The organism is Antricoccus suffuscus, assembly GCF_003003235.1.
GTDB classification, from domain to species: Bacteria; Actinomycetota; Actinomycetes; order Mycobacteriales; family Antricoccaceae; genus Antricoccus; species Antricoccus suffuscus.
Genome location: NZ_PVUE01000002.1, coordinates 21847 through 42643 on the forward strand (window position 1 = coordinate 21847; position 20797 = coordinate 42643).

Consider the following 20797-nt stretch of genomic DNA (forward strand, 5'->3'; position numbering starts at 1 on the left):
ACCGGCCGCGATTGACCGCCTAGATTCATACTCACTTGATGGGCACAGACGAAGACCTCCTATCAGCGGTCTTCTCTTCTGTGCCTTTTTTGTGCGCTTGGACCGTTGCGGGAGGTAAGGCAGCGGCGTGAAGGGCGGCGAAGATGACTAACGTGCACGTCCGCGGTCTGCTCAGCATCGATGAGGGCACTACGGGAACTAGATCGGCCATAGTCCTCGAGGACGGCCGGACGGGCGAGATCTTCTACCGGGCCGTTTCCATCAGTTCTCCCCGCGCTCGTTGGGTTGAGCATGACGCGGCGCAGATCTGGGCCGACACTCTGGCCACAGCGAAAGACGCGATTGCGTGGGCGCGCGCGCACGACGTCGACGTCGTTGGTGTCTCGATCTGCACGCAACGCGCGACCTTGGTCATTTGGGACAAGGTCACCGGCGTGCCGCTGGCACCCGCTATTTCGTGGCAGGACCTGCGCTACAGCGAAGACCTCACGGAGTACGCCGCGGACTGGGACGATTATCTTGTGCAGCGCACTGGCCGTCCCGTTGGCGCTCGATCGGCATTTCTATGGCTGTCTCGAGTGATTCGCGACCAGCCCGAGGTCCGTGAGGCATATCGGTCCGGGAGGTTGATGTTCGGCACGATTGACAGCTGGCTCATCTGGAACCTCACGTCCGGTGCGACCCACGCGATCTCCGCGACAAACGCGGTCGGGCTCGGCGGGTATGCGCTGCGGTTGGGCGATTGGGATGACAAGTGGATAGCGGCACAGGGGTGCCCACGGGAATTGGTGCCGCCGATACTCGACGATGATGCGCTGTTCGGTACGACCGACTCCCGAGTCCTCGGCGCCGCGTTGCCGATCGTCGCCTCCATGGGCGACCAGCATTCGGCGCTGATCGCACTCGGCGCAATCGAGCCTGGCGAGGCCAGCTGCGTGCATGGAACGGGCACGTTTGCCGCTGCCATACTCGGCCCCGAACCGGACACTGTGCCGCGCTCGGTAGACAACGTACTCACGTTGGTGGGATGGCGATCGCGGGGCGCGAGCATCTTCAGTCTTGAAGCCCACGCGACCACGACCGGCGCCGCACTGCGGTGGCTTTGCGAGGAACTGCAGCTGTTTTCCTCCGCCGCGCAGATCAGCGAACTCGCGGCCGAGGAGCCGATGGGCTCGGGTGCATGGTTTGTCCCCGCGCTGGCGGGGATTCGTACGCCGACCGCGCGGCCCGAGGCAACCGGCGCGCTCACCGGCTTGAGTCTGTCCACGACCCGCGCGCAGATCGCTCGCGCCGTCATGGACGGTATCGCGCACACGGTCTGCGACCTTTTCGACGGCTTGCAGACGGTGCTCCCCGTGCCCGTCAGCGTCGCTCGGATCGGTGGGGGGCTGGCGACCAGCAATGTGCTGATGCAGGCGCAGTCGGACTTGCTGGGCGTACCACTTGAGCGCGTCAGCGACTACCCGACCGCCAGCTTGCGTGGTGCGGCTTACCTGGGTGGTGTGCGACTTGGGATGTGGGCGGCGCCCGAGGATGTTGTTCGTGCCCAAGAATCGGGTGACTGGTTCGAGCCGGTGCTACCGACGAGTGGGCGTGACGAATTACGTGCTCATTGGGCCTCGGTGATCGACAGACATACCGCGGTAGTTCGCCAGTCCGCATCGGGTGCTGGTTCCACGAACCTAAAAGGAGAGGGATAGAGGATGCTGAGATTGCCCGGACGCCGGGCGCGTTCGGAACAGGACAACTCGATCCGGTCCACGCCATTGCTGATGGACCGCGCGTCGGCTCTAACCGCGATGGCGCAGACTAGATACGACGTGCTTGTGATCGGGGGCGGGGTTACCGGAGCGTATGCCGCACTCGATGCGGCATCGCGTGGCCTGCGGGTCGCGCTGGTGGAGAAGGATGACTTCGCCTCCGGTACGTCGTCCAAGTCCTCGAAAATGGTGCACGGCGGTCTGCGATACATCGAGCAGGGCAACGTCAACCTTGTGCGGCATTCGCTACTGGAACGGCAACGATTCCGGAAGAATGCACCGCATTTGGTGCAGCGACTACCGTTTATGTTTCCGGTTCTGTCGCAAGATGGCGTGTTCGATTCCCGCCTTGCTAAGGGATTCGAGAGTCTCCTGTGGACATATGACCTCATCGGTGGATGGCGGATCGGACGGCTCCATCAACGCCTGAGCGTCAACGAAGTGCTATCCCGCGCGCCCTTGCTGCGCGCGGAGCATCTCACCGGCGGGTTCATCTACTACGACAGTCGTACCGACGACGCGCGGCTGAATCTCACGATTGTGCGGACGGCGGCTCACTTCGGTGCGACCGTTGCTAACGGTGCCCGCGCGGTTGAGCTAATCCACGAACAGGGACGTATTCGCGGTGCGGCCGTCGAGGCGGACGGCAAGCGGTTTGATGTCCGGGCAGAGGTCGTGGTCAACGCGACCGGCGTATGGGCCGACCAGGTGGATCGGCTCGCCGATCCGGTACACGACAACCGCGTTCGTCCGGCCAAGGGCGTGCACATCGTCGTACCGTGGTCGAGGCTGCGGATCGACTGCACCATAACGGTTCCCGTCCCTGGTCGGTCCCGTCGCGCGACCTGCACTCGCTGGGGCGACGTAGTGATCATTGGATTGACCGACACCGATTACGAAGGCTCCCTCGAGGACGTGCACTGCACCCGGGAGGAGATGCAGTTCCTTCTCGACGGCGCCAATTCGGCGTTCACCGCGGACCTCACTCCGGACGATGTCGTCGGCAGCATTGGCGGCCTGCGCCCACTCGTGGGCAAGAAAGAGGGCGCGACTCTCGACATGAGCCGGGACCACAACATCACGGTCGATGGCGCCCGGATGGTGACGGTGACCGGTGGGAAGTTGACGACCAGTCGGCACATGGGAGAGTTGGTGACCGATACGGTCCTGACGATTCTGGGCCGGAAGGCCAAGTGCCGCACCGTTTCTTTGCCGTTGCTCGGCGGCGCCGGTTACGACGCCGAAGCCACCTCGGCGACCGGTGGGCTTGCCGCGCACCTAGGCGAGCGCTACGGCAACGAATCGCGGTTTGTCAGCGCGATCATCGCCGAAGACCCTGCGTTGGGCGATCCGATTGTCGCGGGGACGGCCTACACCAAAGCGGAAGTCGTGTACGCCGCACGATGCGAGATGGCGCGATCGATCGACGACGTGCTCTCGCGTCGTACCCGGTTGCGGCTGTTCGCGCGTGACCTTTCAGTCGAGGCTGCCCCAGTGGTTGGTGCGCTCATCCAGAAGGAACTAGGCCTCTCCGACTCTGCTATTGCACAACAGATCGCGGACTACCGCGACTCCGTCAACCACGAAAAGTCGATCCTGCTGGAGGATGCACGATGATCAGTCGTCAGACGATAACCTTCCCGTTCAATCACGGTAACTACATCAGCGGCGCGCCGAACCCACCGAGGTACGCCGCGTCGACGCCACCGGGAACCGGAACGGCATCGTTGCAGCGCTCGGTAGTCGCCGTGCCGGCAGCGGTCCTGGAGCACCTACGGTCCGTCGCCGCCGTCGTGCACACCGATCATGACGAGGTCGTGCTGCGTACGCGTGACTGGTGGGCAGGATCGATGATCGGCGAGACAGACGGTCGTCCGGCTACTCCAGACGCCGTCATCGTCGAGGCTGCGGACGCTGATCAGGTCGCGGCAATCGTGAAGATTTGCTACGACAACGCGATTCCCGTGACGGTGTCTGCCGGACGTAGCAACGTGACGGGCGCGGCGTTACCCATATTCGGCGGCGTCGTCCTTGATGTGTGTCGACTGGACAAGATAATCGGGTTCGACGAGCAGTCGATGACGGTAAACGTACAAGCGGGAATGTTCGGCGACCTGTTCGAGAAGGAGCTTCAGGAGACCTACGGCGCGACTACCGGACATTGGCCCTCGGCGTTTGCAATCTCCACCGTGGGTGGATGGGCGGCGTGCCGTGGTGCGGGTCAACTTTCAACCCGCTACGGGAAAATCGAGGACATGGTCGTCGGTCTCGACGTCGTCCTACCGGATGGCACGATGGCCAGTTACGGCGAATACCCACGTGCCGCGGTCGGGCCGGATCTACGCCAGCTGTTCATCGGGTCCGAGGGCACTCTGGGCATCATCACCGGCCTGCGGATCCGCACCCACAAGTTGCCCGACTATGCGAAGGCTTCTGCGTACGGGTTCGAGACGTTCGACGAGGGCCTCGATGCCTGCCGCGCGATCATGCAGCGGGGCGCAACACCTGCGGTGCTGCGGCTCTACGACAAGCACGAGAGCGGTGCGCACTTCGGCCACCCTGAGACGAACTTGTTGCTGATCGCAGACGAGGGAGATCCGATCTTGGTGGACGCGATGCTCACGGTGAGCGATGAGGAGTGCGCGGCGACCGGCGTCAAACTCGACGGTCAAAAGGTGTTCGAGATGTGGCTCGATGACCGGATGGTGACCGGGAAGTCCGGTCAAGGTTACAAACCCGGCCCCGGATTTGTCGCCGACACATGTGAAATCGCCGCGCCCTGGTCGAAGTTGTCGAAAATCTACGACGATGTGGTCGCCGCAATCGAGAGCGTTCCAGGCACGCTCAAGGCCTCGGCGCACCAGTCACACGCATACACGGACGGCGCCTGCGTCTACTTCACGTTACGTGGCGACGTTGCTCGCGAGGACCGATTCTCGTGGTACCGCGCTGCCTGGCATGCCGCGAATGGGGCCCTCATCAAGAACGGCGCCGCGCTTAGCCACCATCATGGATGTGGGCTTTTGCGCGGTCCGTACCTACAAGAGTCGCTCGGCGCGGGTTTCGGCTCCTTTGTCGCGGTGAAGAATGCGATCGATCCGAAGGGCATCATGAATCCCGGCAAGCTCGGACTGCCGAGTCCTTTTGGAGCCGGGCCGCTCGACTGAGCTAGGTTTGGACCAGCTTTGGTTAGGCAATCGAGCGGGAGCTCGGGATTAGAGGTAGGCGGTTGCGACAGGGCGCGAACACCGTGGACTCGCGGCTAGTATCCGCGTTGGCCGAGTGGCCGGTGATCGCTTCTGCGACTGGAATTGCGAGCGCGGCCAGGTTCGTCGAGTCCGACGCTCCGATTGGCATGCTCGCCGGGATAGGCGTTCGTGATCTCGAGCGCGTGTGCCGTGCGGTGGTCGACCGTCGCAAGATCGCATTCGTCAACCTTGACTCGAGCCCCGGCCTCGGTCACGATGCTGGCGCGCTTGAGTTTCTTCTCGATATCGGCGCGCCCGGCGTCTGCTCAACTCGAGCAGCCGTGGTCGAGCGAGCAGGGACCACCCCCATGCTCACCATGCAAAAGGTGTTCGTCACCGATCGATCCACCCTTCAGCGAAGTCTGGACGGGGTCGCGAGGTCGAGTCCCGATCTCGTTCAGTTGATGCCCGCGATTGTCATCTCGCAGATGACCGCGGCCGACCGAAAGGCAATGACTCCGTACGTCGCCGCCGGCTTCGTCACCGATCGTGCCGCCTGTGCGCGGTCGCTTGAGCTTGGGGCTATGGGAGTGTGCTCGTCCGACCCAGAGTTGTGGTCGGTGCGTCGTCGTTCGCTTGATGCCTGATGGATGCATTGAGCGCCCACCTCGATGGCTTCTTCCGATTCTCGGGGTGCATGTAGCGTTCAGAGCAGTCGCGTCCATTATGGGTCGGACGCCGAGGGCTAAGGAATGTCGCAGATGACAGATTCAGGCAGCACGTTGACCGGGTTCGAGGGCAAGGTTGCGGTGGTGACTGGCGCCGGCCGGATGCGCAGCATCGGTCGAGAGATCGCCGTACGCCTCGCTGAGGCCGGATGTGACCTTGTGCTTACCGGTAGTGGACGCTCGCCAGAAAACTACCCGGAAGACGAGAGAGCCGCGGGGTGGCGTGATATCGAGTCGGTCGCCGAAGAAGTTCGTGGACTCGGTCGCCGCGCAATGACGATCGTCTCGGACATCGCCAACCGCGACAGCATGGCTGAGTTGGCGGACGCCGTCGACTCCGAATACGGGCGGCTCGACATCCTCGTCAACAACGCGAGTACGGCGAAAGGGGAGGATCGCAAGTCCGTCCTGGACGTCGACTCGGATGTGTGGGCCAAGGTCATCGAGGTCAACCTCGTCGGTACCTTCTACTGCACTAAAGCACTGCTCCCGTTGATGATCCGTGGGAAGAAGGGCGGATCGATCATCAACATCTCGTCGATCGCCGGTCGTCAGATGCAACCCGAGGTGTCGGCCTACCAAGCGAGCAAAGCCGGTGTGCATGCTTTGACCGGTAGCTTGGCCGCCGAAGTCGGTGAGCATCAGATCCGGGTCAACGCCATCGCTCCAGGAATCATCGACACCAGTCGTATGGATGATCTCGGCCGGGACGAGTCCTGGAATAAGTTCATCCAGACCCGCGTTCCGCTCGGCAGGGCTGGCACGGGCAAGGATGTCGCGTGGTTGGCGGCGTTCCTGGCCAGCGACCAGGCGGACTGGATCACCGGGCAGATCTACACGATCGACGGCGGCACGATCCGCGTTCACTAGGCACTTCGATCCGTTGGCGCGGCGAGCTAGATCCTAGATCGGTTCCGGCGCAGTCGGTTTTGGCCTACCACGATTCCAGTGATCACCAAAGCCGCGCCAACGGGCTGATTCCATACAAACGACTCGTGCAAGACAAGAATGCCGAGTACGACGCCGACCAGCGGAGTCACGTAAGTGACTGTTGAGGCGTTGGTGGCTCCAACCGCGTGCACGATATTGGTGTTTGCGACGTAAGCGATGCCGGTGCTCAGCGCACCGAGGACAATCATCGAGATGACGACTCGCGCGGTCAGATGCATTGGGGAGGCAATAAACGGGGTCGCCAGCAGCATAATGATGGCTCCGAAGCCGACCTGCATAGTTGCCAGTGGCAGCGACGGTACGTCATGGTCCCGGATGATCCTGCGCAGCGTCACATATCCGATGCCGTAGCAAAGTGTGGCACCGAGGCAGGCGAGTTGGCCCATCAGGCTGCTCTGACCGTTCAGCTCTCGCCACGGGCCGAGCACGGTCACAACGCCGATGAATCCGAGTGCGAGTCCGACGAGCTTGGTGCGCGTCGGCCGTTCCTCGGGCAACGCGATGAGGGCCACGAGCAACGTCATCAACGGCGTAGTGGCGTTCATGATGCTGGCTAGGCCACTGCTTACGTGCAACTCTGCCCAGGAGAACAGCGAAAACGGTATGACAGTCAGGAAAATCGAGACGACCACGAGTTTGCGCCAGACGGCAAGATCGCGAGGAAACCGCTGTCGCGTAACAAGACTGAGCATCACCAGCGTGGTTGCGCCGAACACCACCCGAGCCCAGACGACCTGTGCGACCGAGATCCCTTCGAGACCGATCTTGATGAACATGAAACTGCCGCCCCAGAGCGTGGCCAGTGCCACGAACTGCGCGATAACAATCCCGGAAAATCCGGTACGGCGTTCAGGAGGGGCCGAGGCGGCCACATGGCACCTTTCATCGGGACGGGACTCGATGACAACCTACTCGGGCCAGCACAAAGCCGAAGCGGCGCACCCGTCGTCACCACAGGCCAAGTCGCTACCGTGTGCGGACCGTACCGTGCGGACAGTAATGTGTGGACAGCAATGAGGTCGAGGATGGAGCACCCTGGATGACGCACTACACCGTGATCGGCGCCGGAATCGTGGGACTGGCAACGGCTGAGGCGATCGGCACCCGCGAACCGGCCGCACAGATCGTCGTACTCGACAAAGAGTCCGACGTAGCCGCGCATCAGACTGGCCGCAACTCCGGTGTCATCCATTCAGGCATCTACTACAAGCCGGGCTCGAAGAAGGCGCAGATGGGTCGCGCCGGCGCGGCCTCGATGGTGCGCTTCGCCGAGGAAAACGGAATCGCCCTTGAAAAGACGGGCAAGCTCATCGTCGCCACAGAGGCCGAAGAGCTGCCTCGGCTCGAGGCACTCTATGAGCGAGGCCTGGAAAATCAGATCCCGGTCCGGCTGCTCGACCCGGTCGAAGCCCGCGAGTACGAACCGCACATCAACACCGTGGGCGCGATCCGTGTCGAGAGTACGGCAATCGTCGACTTCGTCGGTGTCTGCCGGGCACTGGCGAAAATGGTCGTCGACCGGGGTGGGGAAGTGCGCTTCGACACCGAGGTCACCGGAATGCATCATCGTGGCGGTCAGACAATCGTGCAGACCACCCAGGGGCCGATCATCACCGACGTCGTTGTCTCGTGCGGTGGGCTGCAAGCCGATCGTCTCGCGCGCAGCGACGAGTCCGATGAGCCGCTCGACTACAAGGTCGTGCCGTTTCGTGGCGAATACTACGAGCTGACACCGGAGCGCGAATATCTGGTTAACGGCCTGATCTACCCGGTGCCGAACCCCGAGCTGCCGTTTCTCGGTGTGCACTTGACCAAGATGGTGCGCGGCGGCGTGCATGCGGGTCCGAATGCGGTCCTTGCTATGGCACGAGAGGGCTATGACTGGAAGACGATCAAGCCGAGTGACTTGGCCGATTCCCTTAAATATCCAGGATTTTGGCGCATGGCACGCAAGAACCTCGGTACAGGTGTCATGGAGGTGCGCCGCTCGCTGTCCAAGAAGAGGTTCGCGGCGAGCCTCGCTGAGCTGGTGCCGGCGATCCGCGAGCAGGACATCGTGCCGTCGAAGGCCGGCGTGCGTGCGCAGCTCTTGCAGCGCGACGGCGCGATCATCGACGACTTCCTGATCGTCGAGCGGGGCCGCAACGTCCACGTGCTCAACGCGCCGTCTCCGGCCGCCACCGCATCGCTGGAGATTGGCAAGCACATCGCGTCCGTCGCCACCCGGCAGTAGCGCTACAGGTAGCCGCCGCGCTTCTCCTCGTGCGCGTCCGGTTCATCCGCAATCTTCAATGCCTCGATGACCTCGTCATGCAGATGGCCATTGGTCGCGACCGCATTGAGCTCGGTTAAGGGCGATCCACCACCAATACCGGTAAACCGGCCGCCGGCTTCGGTCACGATCGGCACGAGAGCGGCAAAGTCCCATAAGCTCAACTCGGGTTCGGCCGCGATATCGACCGCGCCCTCAGCCAGGAGCATGTAGGACCAGAAGTCGCCATAGGCGCGGCTGCGCCAGCATCGCAACATCAGGGTGATGAAGGGTTCGAACTGACCCCGCTCGCCCCAGCCGCCAAGGCTCGCGTAGGACAAGCTAGCGTCCGCGAGCGTAGCTACCGACGACACCGAGATGCGAGATGCCGCCGACAGGCTTTTGCCGGTCCAGGCCCCAGAGCCCTTTGCGGCCCACCACCGCTTGCCCAGCGCGGGGGCCGAGACGACGCCCATCACGATGTCGTCGCCGTCCATCAAGGCAATCAAGGTCGCCCACACCGGCACGCCGCGAACGAAGTTTTTGGTGCCGTCGATCGGATCGATCACCCACTTGCGGGGACCGTGGCCCGTCGTTCCGCCTTCTTCGCCCAGCACGCTGTCACGTGAACGGTGACGGCCAAGCAGAGCACGAATCAGATCCTCGGCATCTTTGTCCGCGTCGGTGACCGGCGTCAGGTCGGGTTTGGTCTCGACCGTGAAGTCCATGGACTTGAATTTCGCCATCGTCAACGCATCGACCTGGTCGGCGAGCACATGGGCGAGTCTGAGGTCGTCGTTATATTCGGCGGGCATGGCCGACACGTTACCGGTGCTCGGTTAGGTCGCTGTGGATTGTCCGAGTCTGGAGGCCAGCAGACGGCGTAACGAGGCCAGTCGGACCGGGTTTCCGTGCCCCTCGCGTACCCAGGTGTCGAGATGGCATTCGCCTGCGTCGGCCAGGTGCGTGCATCCGGAGGGGCACTGCTGCGCGCCCTCGTTGAGATCGGGGAACGCGGCCACTACCTGGTCGGGCTCGACATGCGCGAGGCCGAGCGAGCGCACTCCGGGGGTGTCGATGACGAAGCCGCCATCGGGCAGCGCCAGCGCCACCGCCGACGACGAGGTGTGTCGACCCTTGCCCGTGAGGTCCGCGACGTCGCCGGTCTGTCGATGCTGCTCAGGCACCAGTGCGTTGACCAAGGTCGATTTGCCGACCCCGGAATGCCCGAACAATACGGACAGTTTCCCGGTCAGGTAGTCGGCGATCGCATCCACCGGTTCGTCTCGATGGCGCGTGAGTACGGTGACGCCCAGCGCGCGGTACGGCGCGGCAAACGGCTCAGGGTCGGCGAGATCAATCTTGGTCAGGCACAGAACAGGCGACAGGTTGCCGGCGTACGCGGCGACCAGCGCACGGTCGACGAACCCGGTCCGTGGCTCCGGATTGGCCACCGCGCACACGATCACCAGGTGCGTGGCGTTTGCAACGATGACGCGTTCGGCCGGATCGGTGTCGTCGGCGGAGCGCCGTAACACGCTGTCGCGCTTGTTGATTCGCACTATGCGGGCGAGCGAACCTGCCGCGCCCGAAGTATCGCCGACGACGCCGACGATGTCGCCGACCACCACGGACTTGCGCCCCAGTTCACGTGCGCGCATCGCGTGAACCTGCCGCGAGGTCGCGGTGCCACCGTCGAAGAGGCAGGTATAGCGGCCACGGTCCACAGCGATCACCATCGCGTCGATCGCCGACTCGTGGGTGGGGCGATCCTTGCTGCGCGGCCGGGATCCGCGACGTGATGGGCGGATCTTGGCATCGCCCTCGTCGTAATCCGATAGTTTGCGCGCGCTCAGCGGGCCATCTCCGACACTGCAGGCGTATCGAGAATGTTTCCGGTGACCAACTGTGTCCATAGCGTCGCGAACTGCGGCATGGTCTTCGCAGTGGTCTCAATGTTTTGTACGGCGATACCGTCGACTCCGAGCCCGATCACGGCGCCCGCATGCGCCATCCGGTGGTCGCTGTACGTCGAGAAAACGCCGCTATGCAGGGGTTTCGGCGTGATCTCAAGGCCGTCGGGTGTTTCGCGTACGTCGCCGCCGAGCGAATTGAACTCGTCGGCCAGCGCTCGCAGCCGGTCGGTCTCGTGCCCGCGGATGTGGCCGATCCCGCGCAACCGCGAAGGCCCTGACGCGAATAGGCAGATCGCGGCAATGACCGGCGCAAGTTCGCCCGTCGCAGACAAGTCGAGGTCGACGCCGACCAGATTGTTTCCCTTGACGGTCAAGGACTCGTCGGTCAGCGTGACGTCCGCGCCGAACTGTGCGAGGACGCCGCGCAGCGCGTCGCCTGGCTGCGTCGTCATGGCCGGCCAGTGCGGGATCGTTACGGTCCCCTCAGTGACGAGCGCAGCGGCTAGAAACGGCGCGGCGTTGGAGAGATCCGGCTCAATGAGCAGGTCGATTCCGTCGAGTGTGCCGGGTGCGACGCTCCATTGCTCCGCGGTCGATGTGTCGACCTGTGCTCCGCGACGGCGTAACGCCTCGACGGTCATCAGGATATGCGGCAGGCTAGGCAACGTCGTACCGAAATGGCGGACGGTGATCCCACGTTCGAATCGGCGTGCGCTCAGCAGCAGCCCAGTGACGAACTGAGACGACGCGGATGCGTCGATGTCGACGACCCCACCGGGTACGGCGCCGGTCCCGTGCACCGTGAACGGAAGCGTGCCGCGTCCATCGTCCGCGACGTCCACTCCGGCCTTACGCAGACCGTCAAGAAGGATGGACATGGGGCGGGTGCGTGCGTGTTCGTCGCCGTCGAAGGTGAATGCCCCGGTGCTCAGCGCGGCGAGTGCGGGGGCGAAGCGCATCACGGTCCCAGAGAGGCCGCAGTCGATCGTGACGTCGCCATTCGCCGTGCCCGGGGTGACGAGCCAGCCCGCACCGGATTCGTCCACGTGAGCGCCCAGTGCGCAGATCGCATCGCGCATGAGCAACGAGTCCCGGGACCGAAGTGGGCCCCGTAGGCGGCTCGGAGTGGCGCCGAGCGCGGAGAGGATGAGTTCGCGGGCCATGATCGACTTGGAACCGGGGATTTCGACGTGCCCATCGACAGGGGTCGCGGCGTACGGCGCGTTCCATAGGTTCGCGGCGGTCGCGTGCTCGGCGGTCATGGTGTCGATTGTTCCATGCCTGTTCACCGCCTGTAACTTGTGATGACTCTCCGCACATCTATTTGGGCACATCTATTGGGCACACGTAATCGGGTACACCTACTCGCGGAGGTCGATGTCGCAACTGGTACGCCAGGATGTCAGTACGGCGCCGTAGGCTGGGCTGTATGTGCGGGCGTTATACGGCGAAGAAGAACCCGGTGGAGATCGCGGAGGACTACGACGCGGACAACCGGGTCGCCGAGGATGCCTACGAGCCGGACTACAACGTCGCGCCCACCAAGACCGTGCCGATCGTCCGAGCCCGCAAACGCACCGAGGAAAATGCCGAGGTGAGCAGCGAGGATCTAGGCCGCGAGCTTGTCCTGATGCGGTGGGGCCTGATCCCATCGTGGGCAAAAGAGACCAAGATCGGCGCGCGGATGATCAACGCGCGTATCGAGTCGGTCGCCTCGACGTCGGCGTTCCGCACCGCCTATCGTCGCCGGCGCTGCATCGTGCCGGTCGACGGATGGTACGAATGGCGCCCTAACCCGGACGGCAACGGCAAGCAGCCGTTTTATATGACCGCACCGGACGGGCATTCTTTGTCGCTGGCCGGTCTGTGGGAAATCTGGCACGACGGTGACCAGCGGCTAACGACGTTCACGATCCTGACCATGCCCTCGCAGGGACAGTTGATGCAGATTCACGACCGGATGCCATTCATTCTCGGACGAGATGACATCACGACCTGGTTGGACGTGCGTGCGGGAGACCCGGCCGCCGTACTGTCCCGTCCAGACCTGCCACGTGCCGAACAACTAGAGCTCCGCCCGGTCGGCCGCGAGGTCGGCAATGTCGCCAATAACGGTGCGGCGCTTATCGAGCGTCAGGAGCCGACCGCGACGGCGCTGTTCTAAGGTCGATCGCGGCCGCTTCGGAATGAATCCGACACGCGTCGGCGTTAGAAAACCATGACCTCAATGACTCTCACTCGGACTCCCATGCGCTCGCGCGTATTGTCAGGGCCATCCACCAAGCTGGGACAGCCGGATCTGCGATCGGGCGGTCGACCCAACGAAAAGGTATCGATGAGTGAAGAGACGTCCGCCGAGCGCGCAGCGCGCTTCGAAGCAGACGCCCTGCCCTTCCTAGATCAGCTGTATTCCGCGGCACTTCGGATGACCCATAATCCGGCTGACGCGGAAGACCTGGTCCAGGAGACCTACGCCGCGGCGTTCGCTAAGTTCCACCAGTTCCGTGAAGGAACCAATCTGCGCGCCTGGCTCTACCGGATTCTGACCAACAACTTCATCAACAACTACCGCAAGGCGCAGCGTCGCCCCCTGGAGAGCAGTTCCGAGGGTGTCGAGGACTGGCAGCTCTACGCGGCCGAGCAGCACAGCTCTACCGGGCTTCGCTCGGCCGAGGTCGAGGCGCTGGACCGGTTGCCCGACTCGGACGTCAAGCAAGCGCTCCAAGAGCTTCCCGAAGAGTTCCGGGTCGCGGTCTACCTCGCCGACGTAGAGGGATTTCCCTACAAGGAGATCGCCGAGATGATGGATACACCAATCGGTACCGTCATGTCGCGTCTGCATCGCGGCCGCAAACAACTGCAGGTTCTACTCGCCGACTACGCGCGCGATCGCGGCCTGCTTCCTAAGAAGTCAAATAAAGATTCGGCGGTGAAATCCCGATGATGTCGCCCTCACCTTGTGGGCCCGGAGATTCACACGACCTCGAATGTGAAGAGTTTCTTGGCGAGGTCTATCTCTACCTGGATTCCGAGTGCAACGAGGCCCGTCGCGCCCAACTGCAGAAGCATATGGAGCAGTGCCCGGGTTGCCTGGACAAGTACGGCCTCGAACGCGATATTAAGGCCCTCGTCGGTCGCTGCTGCGGCGGCGAGCGGGCTCCCGAAAACCTTCGTAGCCGGGTGCAGGCGCAGATCCGCAGCGCGGTGTCGATCGACCGCGCGGAGACACTGATGACGGATGGCTCGTCGTACATTCGGGCCTCGCGTACGACGATCCGTTACGAGTCCCGGCTGATCGAGCCGCCGCCCGACGAACGACCCCGATAGCTAGATGCCGGCATCGTTTCCCGTCTCGATTCTCGATTTTGTCGCGATCAGCGGTACGCACACCCCTCGCGAGACCATCGCGCAGACCGTCGAGGTCGCGCAACTGGCAGAACGGCTGGGGTACAAGCGCTACTGGGTGCCCGAACACCACAACCATCTCGGGTTGGCATTTACCTCTACTGAGGTCATGATCGCGCACCTGGCGGCGGCTACCGAGCGGATTCGAGTCGGTGCGGCCGGCGTGATGCTCCCTAACCACGCGCCACTGAAGGTGGCAGAGGTCTTTCGCACGCTGGAGGCGATCCACCCGGGACGGATCGACTTAGGCCTTGGCCGGGCGCCCGGCACGGACGGCTTGACGGCGTACGCGCTTCGCCGCGGCGACGAGGTCGATAATTTCGGGCAGCAGGCGGGCGAGCTGTTTGCGTTTCTGTACGACGACTTCCCGGCAGATCATCCGTACCGGCAGGTCGTCGCGGCGCCACTCAGCGAGCAACCGCCGGAAATCTTTATGCTCGGCTCAAGCGAATACGGACCACGGTTCGCGGCGGTCAACGGGCTGAGCGCGGTATTCGCCCATCACATGAGTCCCGATCTCGCGGTGCTCGCGCTACAGGACTATCGGGCACGATTCCAGCCCTCGAAGTACCTCGCGGAGCCGAGGTCGATCGTCTCCGCGCTGGCGTTCGCGTCGGAGGAGCCGGACGTGGTGGACGCCGCGATCGCTACCTGGATGATGTTCGGTGACCGGCTGAAGCGGGGGGAGCGAGGCCCGCGGGCCAGCCTTGATGAGGCACTCGATTTCGCGCGCACTGACGAGTTCAACGGCCGCAGGCAGGCGCAGCTGGAGCGGGTCTTTGCCGGCCGGCCGGATGAGGTCGCCGAGCGGCTACGCCGGCTCGTGGCAGACACCGAAGCCGACGAACTGGTCGTGGTCTGCCCACTGGGCGAGCAAGGACCTCGGCTACACAGCTTCGAACACCTCGCCAAGCAACTCGACCTCGCCGACTGAGCGACGCGGGCAGCGTGGCCCGTGGCGCCGATAGCGACATGAAGAAGCCCGGGCAGTCCAAGACTCACCGGGCATTCTGCGGCGGCGCTCCTAGGGGGCGCTCACCTGCGCCGTACTACGCGTTGGGGCGCTTGCCGTGGTTGGCGCCGCTCTTCTTACGGCTGCGACGCTTGCGTCCGCGCTTGCTCATGTCGTGGTACTCCGATCACCGGTTATGACGAACCTATAGTGTCTCATGTGGTCTGAGATGGCGTGAATTGGGCACTGGCGGCGATATGCGACGCCGGTCCGGCTGGTGCGGAAATCGCGACCGGACGGCGCAAACGAAGGGTGTTGAAGATGTTTGAGACCGTGTTGGTGGCCAACCGCGGCGAGATTGCGTGCCGGGTGCTGAAGACGTGTCACGAACTGGGCATAAAGGGTGTTGCCGTTTACTCCGAGGCGGACGCTGACGCGCTTCATGTGCGCAGTGCCGACGAGTCGGTGCTCCTTGGGCCGGCCGCCCCGGCCGAGTCGTATCTCGCCGCGCAAAAAGTGATCGAGGCCGCACGGCTGACCAATGCCGACGCGATTCACCCGGGTTATGGGTTCTTGTCCGAAAACGCGCAGTTTGCGCGTGCGGTTGAGGACGCGGGCATCACCTGGATCGGTCCCGCGCCCGAGTCGATCGAGACCATGGGCGACAAGATCGCCGCGCGCAACCTGATGCAGGACGCCGGCGTACCAGTGGCTCCGGGCACCCGCGAGGCGATCACCGATCCCGACGTAGCGCTGGAGGCGGCCGCACAGATCGGCTACCCGGTGATCGTGAAGGCGTCGGCGGGCGGCGGCGGAATCGGCATGTCGGTCGTACACGGCCCCGACGAGGTCGTCGCGGCACTCGAGACCGCACGCACCCGAGCGGAGCGCTTCTTTGGCAGTGGCGCGGTCTTCATCGAGAAGTACGTTGCCAGCGCCCGGCATATTGAAGTACAGGTCCTCGGCCTCGGTGACGGCCGGGCGGTCGCACTCGGCGAGCGGGACTGCTCGGTGCAGCGACGCCATCAGAAGGTGCTGGAAGAGTCGCCGTCGAGCGCGATCGACGACGATTTGCGCGCGAAGATCCTGGAGGCCGGACGCAAGGCCGCCGAGGCGGTCCGGTACCGCGGTGCGGGCACCGTTGAGATGCTGCTCGATCGCTCGAGCGGCGAGTTCTACTTCCTGGAAATGAATACTCGACTGCAGGTGGAGCACCCCGTAACCGAGTTGGTCACGGGTCTCGACCTCGTCGCCGAGCAGTTCCGAATCGCGGCCGGCGAGGAGCTGAGTTTCGACGTACGACAGCCACCGGCTCCGAACGGGCATGCGATCGAGTTTCGGGTGTACGCCGAGGATCCGCAGCGCTTCCTTCCCGGGCCCGGGAAGATCAGCGAGTGGCGCGAACCTACCGGCGAGGGCATCCGGATCGACGCAGGCTATCGCAAAGGCGATGTCGTCACGCCGTACTACGACCCCCTGATGGCCAAGTTGTGCGCATGGGGTCAGGACCGCGACACCGCGATCAAGCGGCTGCGCGAGGCCGCCGCTGACTTCGCGATCAGCGGGCCGAAAAACAACCTTCCGCTCGCCGCGGAACTGCTGTCGGACCAGGGTTTCGTGACCGGCGATTTCGACACGGCGATCATCGATCGAATGCGTGCGAAGAAGTAGCGCGCGGGCGCAGTAACGTGTGCAATAGGTACCGCACGCCTGACCGGAACGTACATGAACTCTGGTCGGGCACCACGAATTTGGACAACAACACATCGGAGGCATAATCCATGGCCGAGGAAATCCGCGCGGAGATGGTCGCGAACGTCTGGAAGGTAGTCGCCAAAGAAGGTGACGCTGTCGAAGACGGCACCGAGCTGGTCATCCTCGAGTCGATGAAGATGGAGATTCCCGTTGTCGCGGAGTCCGGGGGCACGCTGAGCAAGCTCGCCGTCAATGAGGGCGACGTCGTACAAGAAGGTGACCTGATCGCGGTCATCGACTAGCAACGGCCGATCCCCTAGGCCGCGCCCGCATCGGGTCGTCTTCTCATGTCAGTCCTGACCGAGCTCGTTGTCGCACATACCGGACTCGATCACGAGTCGAGCGAGCATCTGCAGCTGCTGGTCGGAGAATGGCAGCTCCTGGCGGATCTGTCGTTCTCGGACCTTCTGTTGTTGGCGCCTACCGCTGACGGGCGGATGATTTGTCTTGCGCAGGTGCGTGCGACCACCGCGCCTACGGTGTACCCCGACGATCTTGTCGGCAGCTACGCCAGCGCCGCCGACACCGCGACCTGCGAGCGAGTGCGCCGCACCGGTGCTCCGATCCGCGACCGGGTGACGTTCTTTCCCGTACGGCGCGCGCCGGACAGCGAGGTCATCGCCGTCGTGTCACGTAAGGGTTCCACGCGCGAACAGCAGTCTTCAAGCCAGCTTGAGGTGGCATATCTGGAGAGTGCGACCACGCTACTGTCGATGGTTGCCGACGGCTCGTTTCCGCCGGATAACGCCTCAACGGAACTACTGACCGGGCCGCGGGCCGGCGATGGTCTCGTCCTGCTCGACGAGACCGGGATGGTGAAGTATGCCAGCCCCAATGCGATGTCGGCGTACCGCCGGATGGGGGTCACGACGGACCTGAAGGGCGCGGCGTTTATCAGCCTGACCCGTTCGCTCGTGCATGACCGGTTCGACTCCGAAGAGATGGAACATCGACTGCGCGCCGCGCTGGACGGGCTGTCGCCGCTACGGATCGAGGTCGATGTGCAGGGCGCCACGGTCCTGTACCGCGCGCTGGCCCTGAGCACACATCGGCGGCCATCCGGCGCGCTCGTGCTGTTGCGCGACGTCACCGACATTCGTCGCCGCGACCGTCAGCTGCTCAGCAAGGACGCGACGATCCGTGAGATCCATCATCGCGTCAAGAACAACTTGCAGACCGTGGCCGCACTGCTTCGTCTGCAGGCCAGAAGAGTGAGTACCCCGGCTGGGAAGGCGGCGCTTAACGAGTCGGTTCGTCGCGTGTCGTCGATCGCGCTTGTGCACGAGACCCTGTCGATGTCGTTGGACGAAACGGTCGACTTCGACGGCATTGTGGATCGCCTTATCCCGATGGTCACGGATGTGGCCTCACCGGCCGCGGCGGGGTCGGGTGTGACCGTACGGCGCGGCTCGTCGTTTGGCATCCTGCCGGCCGACACCGCGACCCCCTTGGTGATGGTGCTCGCTGAGCTGCTGCAGAATGCCGTCGAGCATGCCTTCAAGTCCACCCCGGTCGGGGAGTTCGGTCAGGTGGTCGTTCAGTGCTCCCGCAGGCCAGGACAACTGACGGTGTCGGTGACCGATAACGGTTCCGGCCTACCCGCGGACTTTTCGCTGGAGAACTCCGATCGACTGGGCTTGCAGATTGTCCGGACGCTGGTCGCTGGTGAGTTGCGTGGGAGTATCTCGGTGCAGACCAACAGCGAACGCCACGGTACGACCGCGACCTTGGAAATCCCCCTGCGGCGCCGCACCGACAGCCGGCCGCCCTCAGAGCCGGGTGGACAGCAAAAGATGCGGCCCGCCTGAGCGGACCGCATCCTTGAACGTTTATCTATCAGTGTGCCGCGTACGGCGGCGACTTGTCGCTGTTACGCCGAGCGAGCAGCCCGCGCGCGGCGACGCTTGAGTGCGCGCCGCTCGTCTTCGCTTAAGCCGCCCCATACGCCGGAGTCCTGGCCACTGTCCAACGCCCACGAGAGGCATTGTGAAGTGACAGGGCAGCGGCGGCACACGGATTTCGCGTCTTCGATCTGCATCAGCGCTGGGCCGGTATTGCCGATCGGGAAGAACAGCTCCGGGTCCTCGTCTCGACAGATCGCGCGGTGACGCCAATCCATGTTTTCTCCTCAATGTACGGCTATGAGTGCATCCGCTTTGGAGTGCGCATGTCCCAACCAATGTGCTGACTATTTATTGTGGCCTGACCATCGCCGTACTGCCAGTGATTGCGTCCAATTTCGCATTACCACACCTGTGAGATAGCCCAAGACCCGGGCTCTTGACACGCGGTGCAAAATGCGCGATGGACGCTGGACACTTTGTCAGTTGCGCAACGATCTATCTTGTGAATGCTTTCACGAGCGGCCGTAAAGTCAAGTGCAATTAACGTTTAGACCTGCGCCGGTGAGCAACTTCACGCGGCTGTAGAACTTCCGGACCGAGTCGAGACGGCCGTTGTCAGGCGATTACTCGCAACGCGTTCGGTACGCCGGTGAAGTGCGCGATTTCCCGTAGGCCGGCGAAGTCGCCGTCAACCTGGAGTTCTATAGGCTCGGTCGAGGTGATCGTAAACGCGCCGAGGTCGTGGAAGGAACGCACCTTCTTGCCGCGTGGCTGGGGGTCGACGCGAGTGATCTGCCACAGGGTGCGCAACGTCGAGGGCGTGCGAGTGCGCTTGAGGGCGAACACGTCGAGGGCCGTCTCGAACCGCGCCTCGGGTGAGACCTGGACCGGACGCGAGTTGAAATAGGTCCATGGCGTGGTGTTCGAGACGACGGCGAGATACAGCCCGTCGATTGGATCCTGACCTGGGACGTGCAGCGCCATCGGTGGCTCTTTGCGCAGCCCGCTCCGGTAGAAGTTCTTTACCGCAGTTCGCGCATAGAGGTGCGGCGTCGCCTTCTTGCCACGGCCGCGTCGTAGCTCCACCTTGTGGATGACCTCGGCGTCGAATCCGAACCCCGCGGCAAAGACGAACCAGCGACCGTCGACATTGCCTAGTCCAATCGACCGGCTGCGACCCTCCTGAAGCGCCTCGAGGATCTGGCCGGTCGCATCGATCGGATTGTTGGACAGGCCGAGCGTACGGGCGAAGACATTGGCTGAGCCGCCCGGTACGACCGCGAGCGTCGGCACATGCGCGCCCGGGCCGCCCGCGAGCATCCCGTTGACGACCTCGTTTACGGTGCCGTCGCCGCCGACGACGACGACGTAGTCATAACCGTCCTGGGTCGCTTGGGTGCCAAGTTCGATCGCGTGCCCGCGGTGCGTGGTGTGGACAATGTCCAACTTGAGGTCCGCAGCGAGCGCGCTAGTGATGACTTCTCGCACTCGACCGGACGTTGCGGTGGCTTTCGGGTTGGACAGAAGCAGAGCGCGCATAGTCGTCCACACTACCGCTCGGTACGCTGGCCTCGTGCCACAGCAACCGCCCCATGACCAACCTAACTTCGCCGACCAGCCCGGCCAGGCCCGAACCCGGCCGCCGGCTCCGATGCAGTTGATTCTTGCGTGGCTCATTTTGTGGCTTCAAGGAGCGGCGGTGATCGTCGGTGGTTTGATCTGGGGTGTTCGTAGCATCACCGACAAGCCAGACAACCTTGGCGGGTCACTCGCGGGAGCGGCGTTCTGCATCGCCGGCGGATTGCTGGTGATCAGGCTGGGCGTGGCACTGCGTGGGCAGCGACAGTGGGCGCGGGCGCCGGTTATCGCCCTCGAGATCTTGTTTTTGCCGGTCGGCTGGGCGTTGACGTTTCAGGGTGGCAACAAGCTTTACGGCATTCCGGTGCTCGCGGTCGCCGCGGCGCTGATCTATCTGTTGCTCTCGAAGCCGGTAAGCGCGATCCTCGACCGGGTCGTCGACCCGGATGAGCCGGAGGACTAGAGCCGC

General features: G+C 63.6%; 21 protein-coding genes. 14 read left to right on the plus strand and 7 right to left on the minus strand.

The annotated features are described in order from the left end of the window. Positions 1 to 143 precede the first annotated feature (143 nt). The 5 genes from CLV47_RS02905 (at position 144) to CLV47_RS02925 (ending at position 6546) form a co-directional block, all read left to right on the plus strand. Positions 144 to 1700 (plus strand): FGGY family carbohydrate kinase, encoded by a 1557-nt coding sequence (locus CLV47_RS02905; RefSeq protein ID WP_106347520.1) that lies wholly within the window; start codon positions 144 to 146, stop codon positions 1698 to 1700. Between the two features lie 3 nt (positions 1701 to 1703). Continuing rightward, entirely contained in the window at positions 1704 to 3377 is a 1674-nt protein-coding gene (locus tag CLV47_RS02910; RefSeq protein WP_106347521.1) for a glycerol-3-phosphate dehydrogenase/oxidase, read from the plus strand. Beyond that, on the plus strand, positions 3374 to 4927 hold the full coding sequence (locus CLV47_RS02915; RefSeq protein ID WP_106347522.1) for an FAD-binding oxidoreductase: 1554 nt from the start codon (positions 3374 to 3376) through the stop codon (positions 4925 to 4927). Before CLV47_RS02910 ends, CLV47_RS02915 begins: the two co-directional genes overlap by 4 nt. 83 nt (positions 4928 to 5010) lie before the next feature. Beyond that, positions 5011 to 5595 (plus strand): glycerol-3-phosphate responsive antiterminator, encoded by a 585-nt coding sequence (locus tag CLV47_RS02920; RefSeq protein WP_106347881.1) that lies wholly within the window; start codon positions 5011 to 5013, stop codon positions 5593 to 5595. Between the two features lie 114 nt (positions 5596 to 5709). After that, positions 5710 to 6546 carry an SDR family NAD(P)-dependent oxidoreductase gene (locus CLV47_RS02925; RefSeq protein ID WP_106347882.1) on the plus strand — a complete coding sequence of 279 codons (837 nt, stop codon included), beginning with the start codon at positions 5710 to 5712 and terminating at the stop codon, positions 6544 to 6546. A 26-nt stretch (positions 6547 to 6572) separates the two neighbouring features. Here CLV47_RS02925 and CLV47_RS02930 read toward each other — a convergent pair whose 3' ends face one another. Continuing rightward, positions 6573 to 7499 (minus strand): DMT family transporter, encoded by a 927-nt coding sequence (locus CLV47_RS02930; protein ID WP_202862358.1) that lies wholly within the window; start codon positions 7497 to 7499, stop codon positions 6573 to 6575. A 167-nt stretch (positions 7500 to 7666) separates the two neighbouring features. Between CLV47_RS02930 and lhgO the strand changes: the two genes are divergently transcribed. Then, positions 7667 to 8860, plus strand: a complete 1194-nt coding sequence (lhgO, locus tag CLV47_RS02935; RefSeq protein ID WP_106347884.1) for an L-2-hydroxyglutarate oxidase — start codon at positions 7667 to 7669, stop codon at positions 8858 to 8860. 2 nt (positions 8861 to 8862) lie between these two features. Here lhgO and CLV47_RS02940 read toward each other — a convergent pair whose 3' ends face one another. Genes CLV47_RS02940 through aroA form a run of 3 tightly spaced genes read right to left on the minus strand, consistent with a single transcriptional unit; the run spans position 8863 to position 12056 of the window. Further along, positions 8863 to 9693 (minus strand): inositol monophosphatase family protein, encoded by an 831-nt coding sequence (locus CLV47_RS02940; RefSeq protein ID WP_106347523.1) that lies wholly within the window; start codon positions 9691 to 9693, stop codon positions 8863 to 8865. Between the two features lie 24 nt (positions 9694 to 9717). Beyond that, positions 9718 to 10794: a ribosome small subunit-dependent GTPase A gene (gene rsgA / locus CLV47_RS02945; protein WP_106347524.1), complete on the minus strand. Its 1077-nt coding sequence runs from the start codon at positions 10792 to 10794 to the stop codon at positions 9718 to 9720. Continuing rightward, entirely contained in the window at positions 10731 to 12056 is a 1326-nt protein-coding gene (gene aroA, locus CLV47_RS02950; protein ID WP_106347525.1) for a 3-phosphoshikimate 1-carboxyvinyltransferase, read from the minus strand. The genes rsgA and aroA overlap by 64 nt, the downstream gene beginning before the upstream one ends. Before the next feature lie 167 nt (positions 12057 to 12223). On the opposite strand from aroA, the gene CLV47_RS02955 reads away from it, so the two are divergent. From CLV47_RS02955 to CLV47_RS02970, 4 genes are all read left to right on the plus strand, one after another. After that, the gene (locus CLV47_RS02955; RefSeq protein ID WP_170110939.1) at positions 12224 to 12958 is read left to right on the plus strand and encodes an SOS response-associated peptidase; all 735 of its coding nucleotides are present in this window, start codon (positions 12224 to 12226) and stop codon (positions 12956 to 12958) included. A 171-nt stretch (positions 12959 to 13129) separates the two neighbouring features. Continuing rightward, entirely contained in the window at positions 13130 to 13738 is a 609-nt protein-coding gene (locus tag CLV47_RS02960; protein ID WP_106347885.1) for a sigma-70 family RNA polymerase sigma factor, read from the plus strand. Then, positions 13735 to 14121, plus strand: coding sequence for a mycothiol system anti-sigma-R factor (gene rsrA, locus CLV47_RS02965; protein WP_238145186.1), 387 nt, complete (start codon positions 13735 to 13737; stop codon positions 14119 to 14121). The genes CLV47_RS02960 and rsrA overlap by 4 nt, the downstream gene beginning before the upstream one ends. A 4-nt stretch (positions 14122 to 14125) precedes the next feature. Beyond that, positions 14126 to 15133, plus strand: coding sequence for an LLM class flavin-dependent oxidoreductase (locus CLV47_RS02970; protein ID WP_106347527.1), 1008 nt, complete (start codon positions 14126 to 14128; stop codon positions 15131 to 15133). Between the two features lie 115 nt (positions 15134 to 15248). Here CLV47_RS02970 and CLV47_RS22725 read toward each other — a convergent pair whose 3' ends face one another. After that, entirely contained in the window at positions 15249 to 15323 is a 75-nt protein-coding gene (locus CLV47_RS22725; RefSeq protein ID WP_106347887.1) for a 50S ribosomal protein bL37, read from the minus strand. Between the two features lie 149 nt (positions 15324 to 15472). On the opposite strand from CLV47_RS22725, the gene CLV47_RS02980 reads away from it, so the two are divergent. The 3 genes from CLV47_RS02980 to CLV47_RS02990 all read left to right on the plus strand — a co-directional run bounded on the left by CLV47_RS02980 (position 15473) and on the right by CLV47_RS02990 (position 18714). Beyond that, complete coding sequence (locus CLV47_RS02980) at positions 15473 to 16822, plus strand: acetyl-CoA carboxylase biotin carboxylase subunit (protein WP_106347888.1); 1350 nt, start codon at positions 15473 to 15475, stop codon at positions 16820 to 16822. Between the two features lie 110 nt (positions 16823 to 16932). Then, on the plus strand, positions 16933 to 17148 hold the full coding sequence (locus CLV47_RS02985; RefSeq protein ID WP_106347528.1) for a biotin/lipoyl-binding carrier protein: 216 nt from the start codon (positions 16933 to 16935) through the stop codon (positions 17146 to 17148). A gap of 45 nt (positions 17149 to 17193) precedes the next feature. Continuing rightward, a complete protein-coding gene (locus CLV47_RS02990; protein ID WP_106347529.1) occupies positions 17194 to 18714 on the plus strand; it encodes a sensor histidine kinase in 1521 nt (506 codons plus the stop codon). 62 nt (positions 18715 to 18776) lie between these two features. Here the strand turns inward: CLV47_RS02990 and CLV47_RS02995 are convergent, their stop codons facing one another. Continuing rightward, the gene (locus CLV47_RS02995) at positions 18777 to 19025 is read right to left on the minus strand and encodes a WhiB family transcriptional regulator (protein WP_106347530.1); all 249 of its coding nucleotides are present in this window, start codon (positions 19023 to 19025) and stop codon (positions 18777 to 18779) included. Between the two features lie 340 nt (positions 19026 to 19365). Beyond that, positions 19366 to 20289 carry a diacylglycerol/lipid kinase family protein gene (locus tag CLV47_RS03000; RefSeq protein ID WP_106347531.1) on the minus strand — a complete coding sequence of 308 codons (924 nt, stop codon included), beginning with the start codon at positions 20287 to 20289 and terminating at the stop codon, positions 19366 to 19368. A 34-nt stretch (positions 20290 to 20323) separates the two neighbouring features. Here CLV47_RS03000 and CLV47_RS03005 point away from each other — a divergent pair, with 34 nt between their 5' ends. After that, positions 20324 to 20791, plus strand: coding sequence for a hypothetical protein (locus tag CLV47_RS03005; RefSeq protein ID WP_146135265.1), 468 nt, complete (start codon positions 20324 to 20326; stop codon positions 20789 to 20791). The last annotated feature ends 6 nt before the right edge of the window (positions 20792 to 20797 follow it).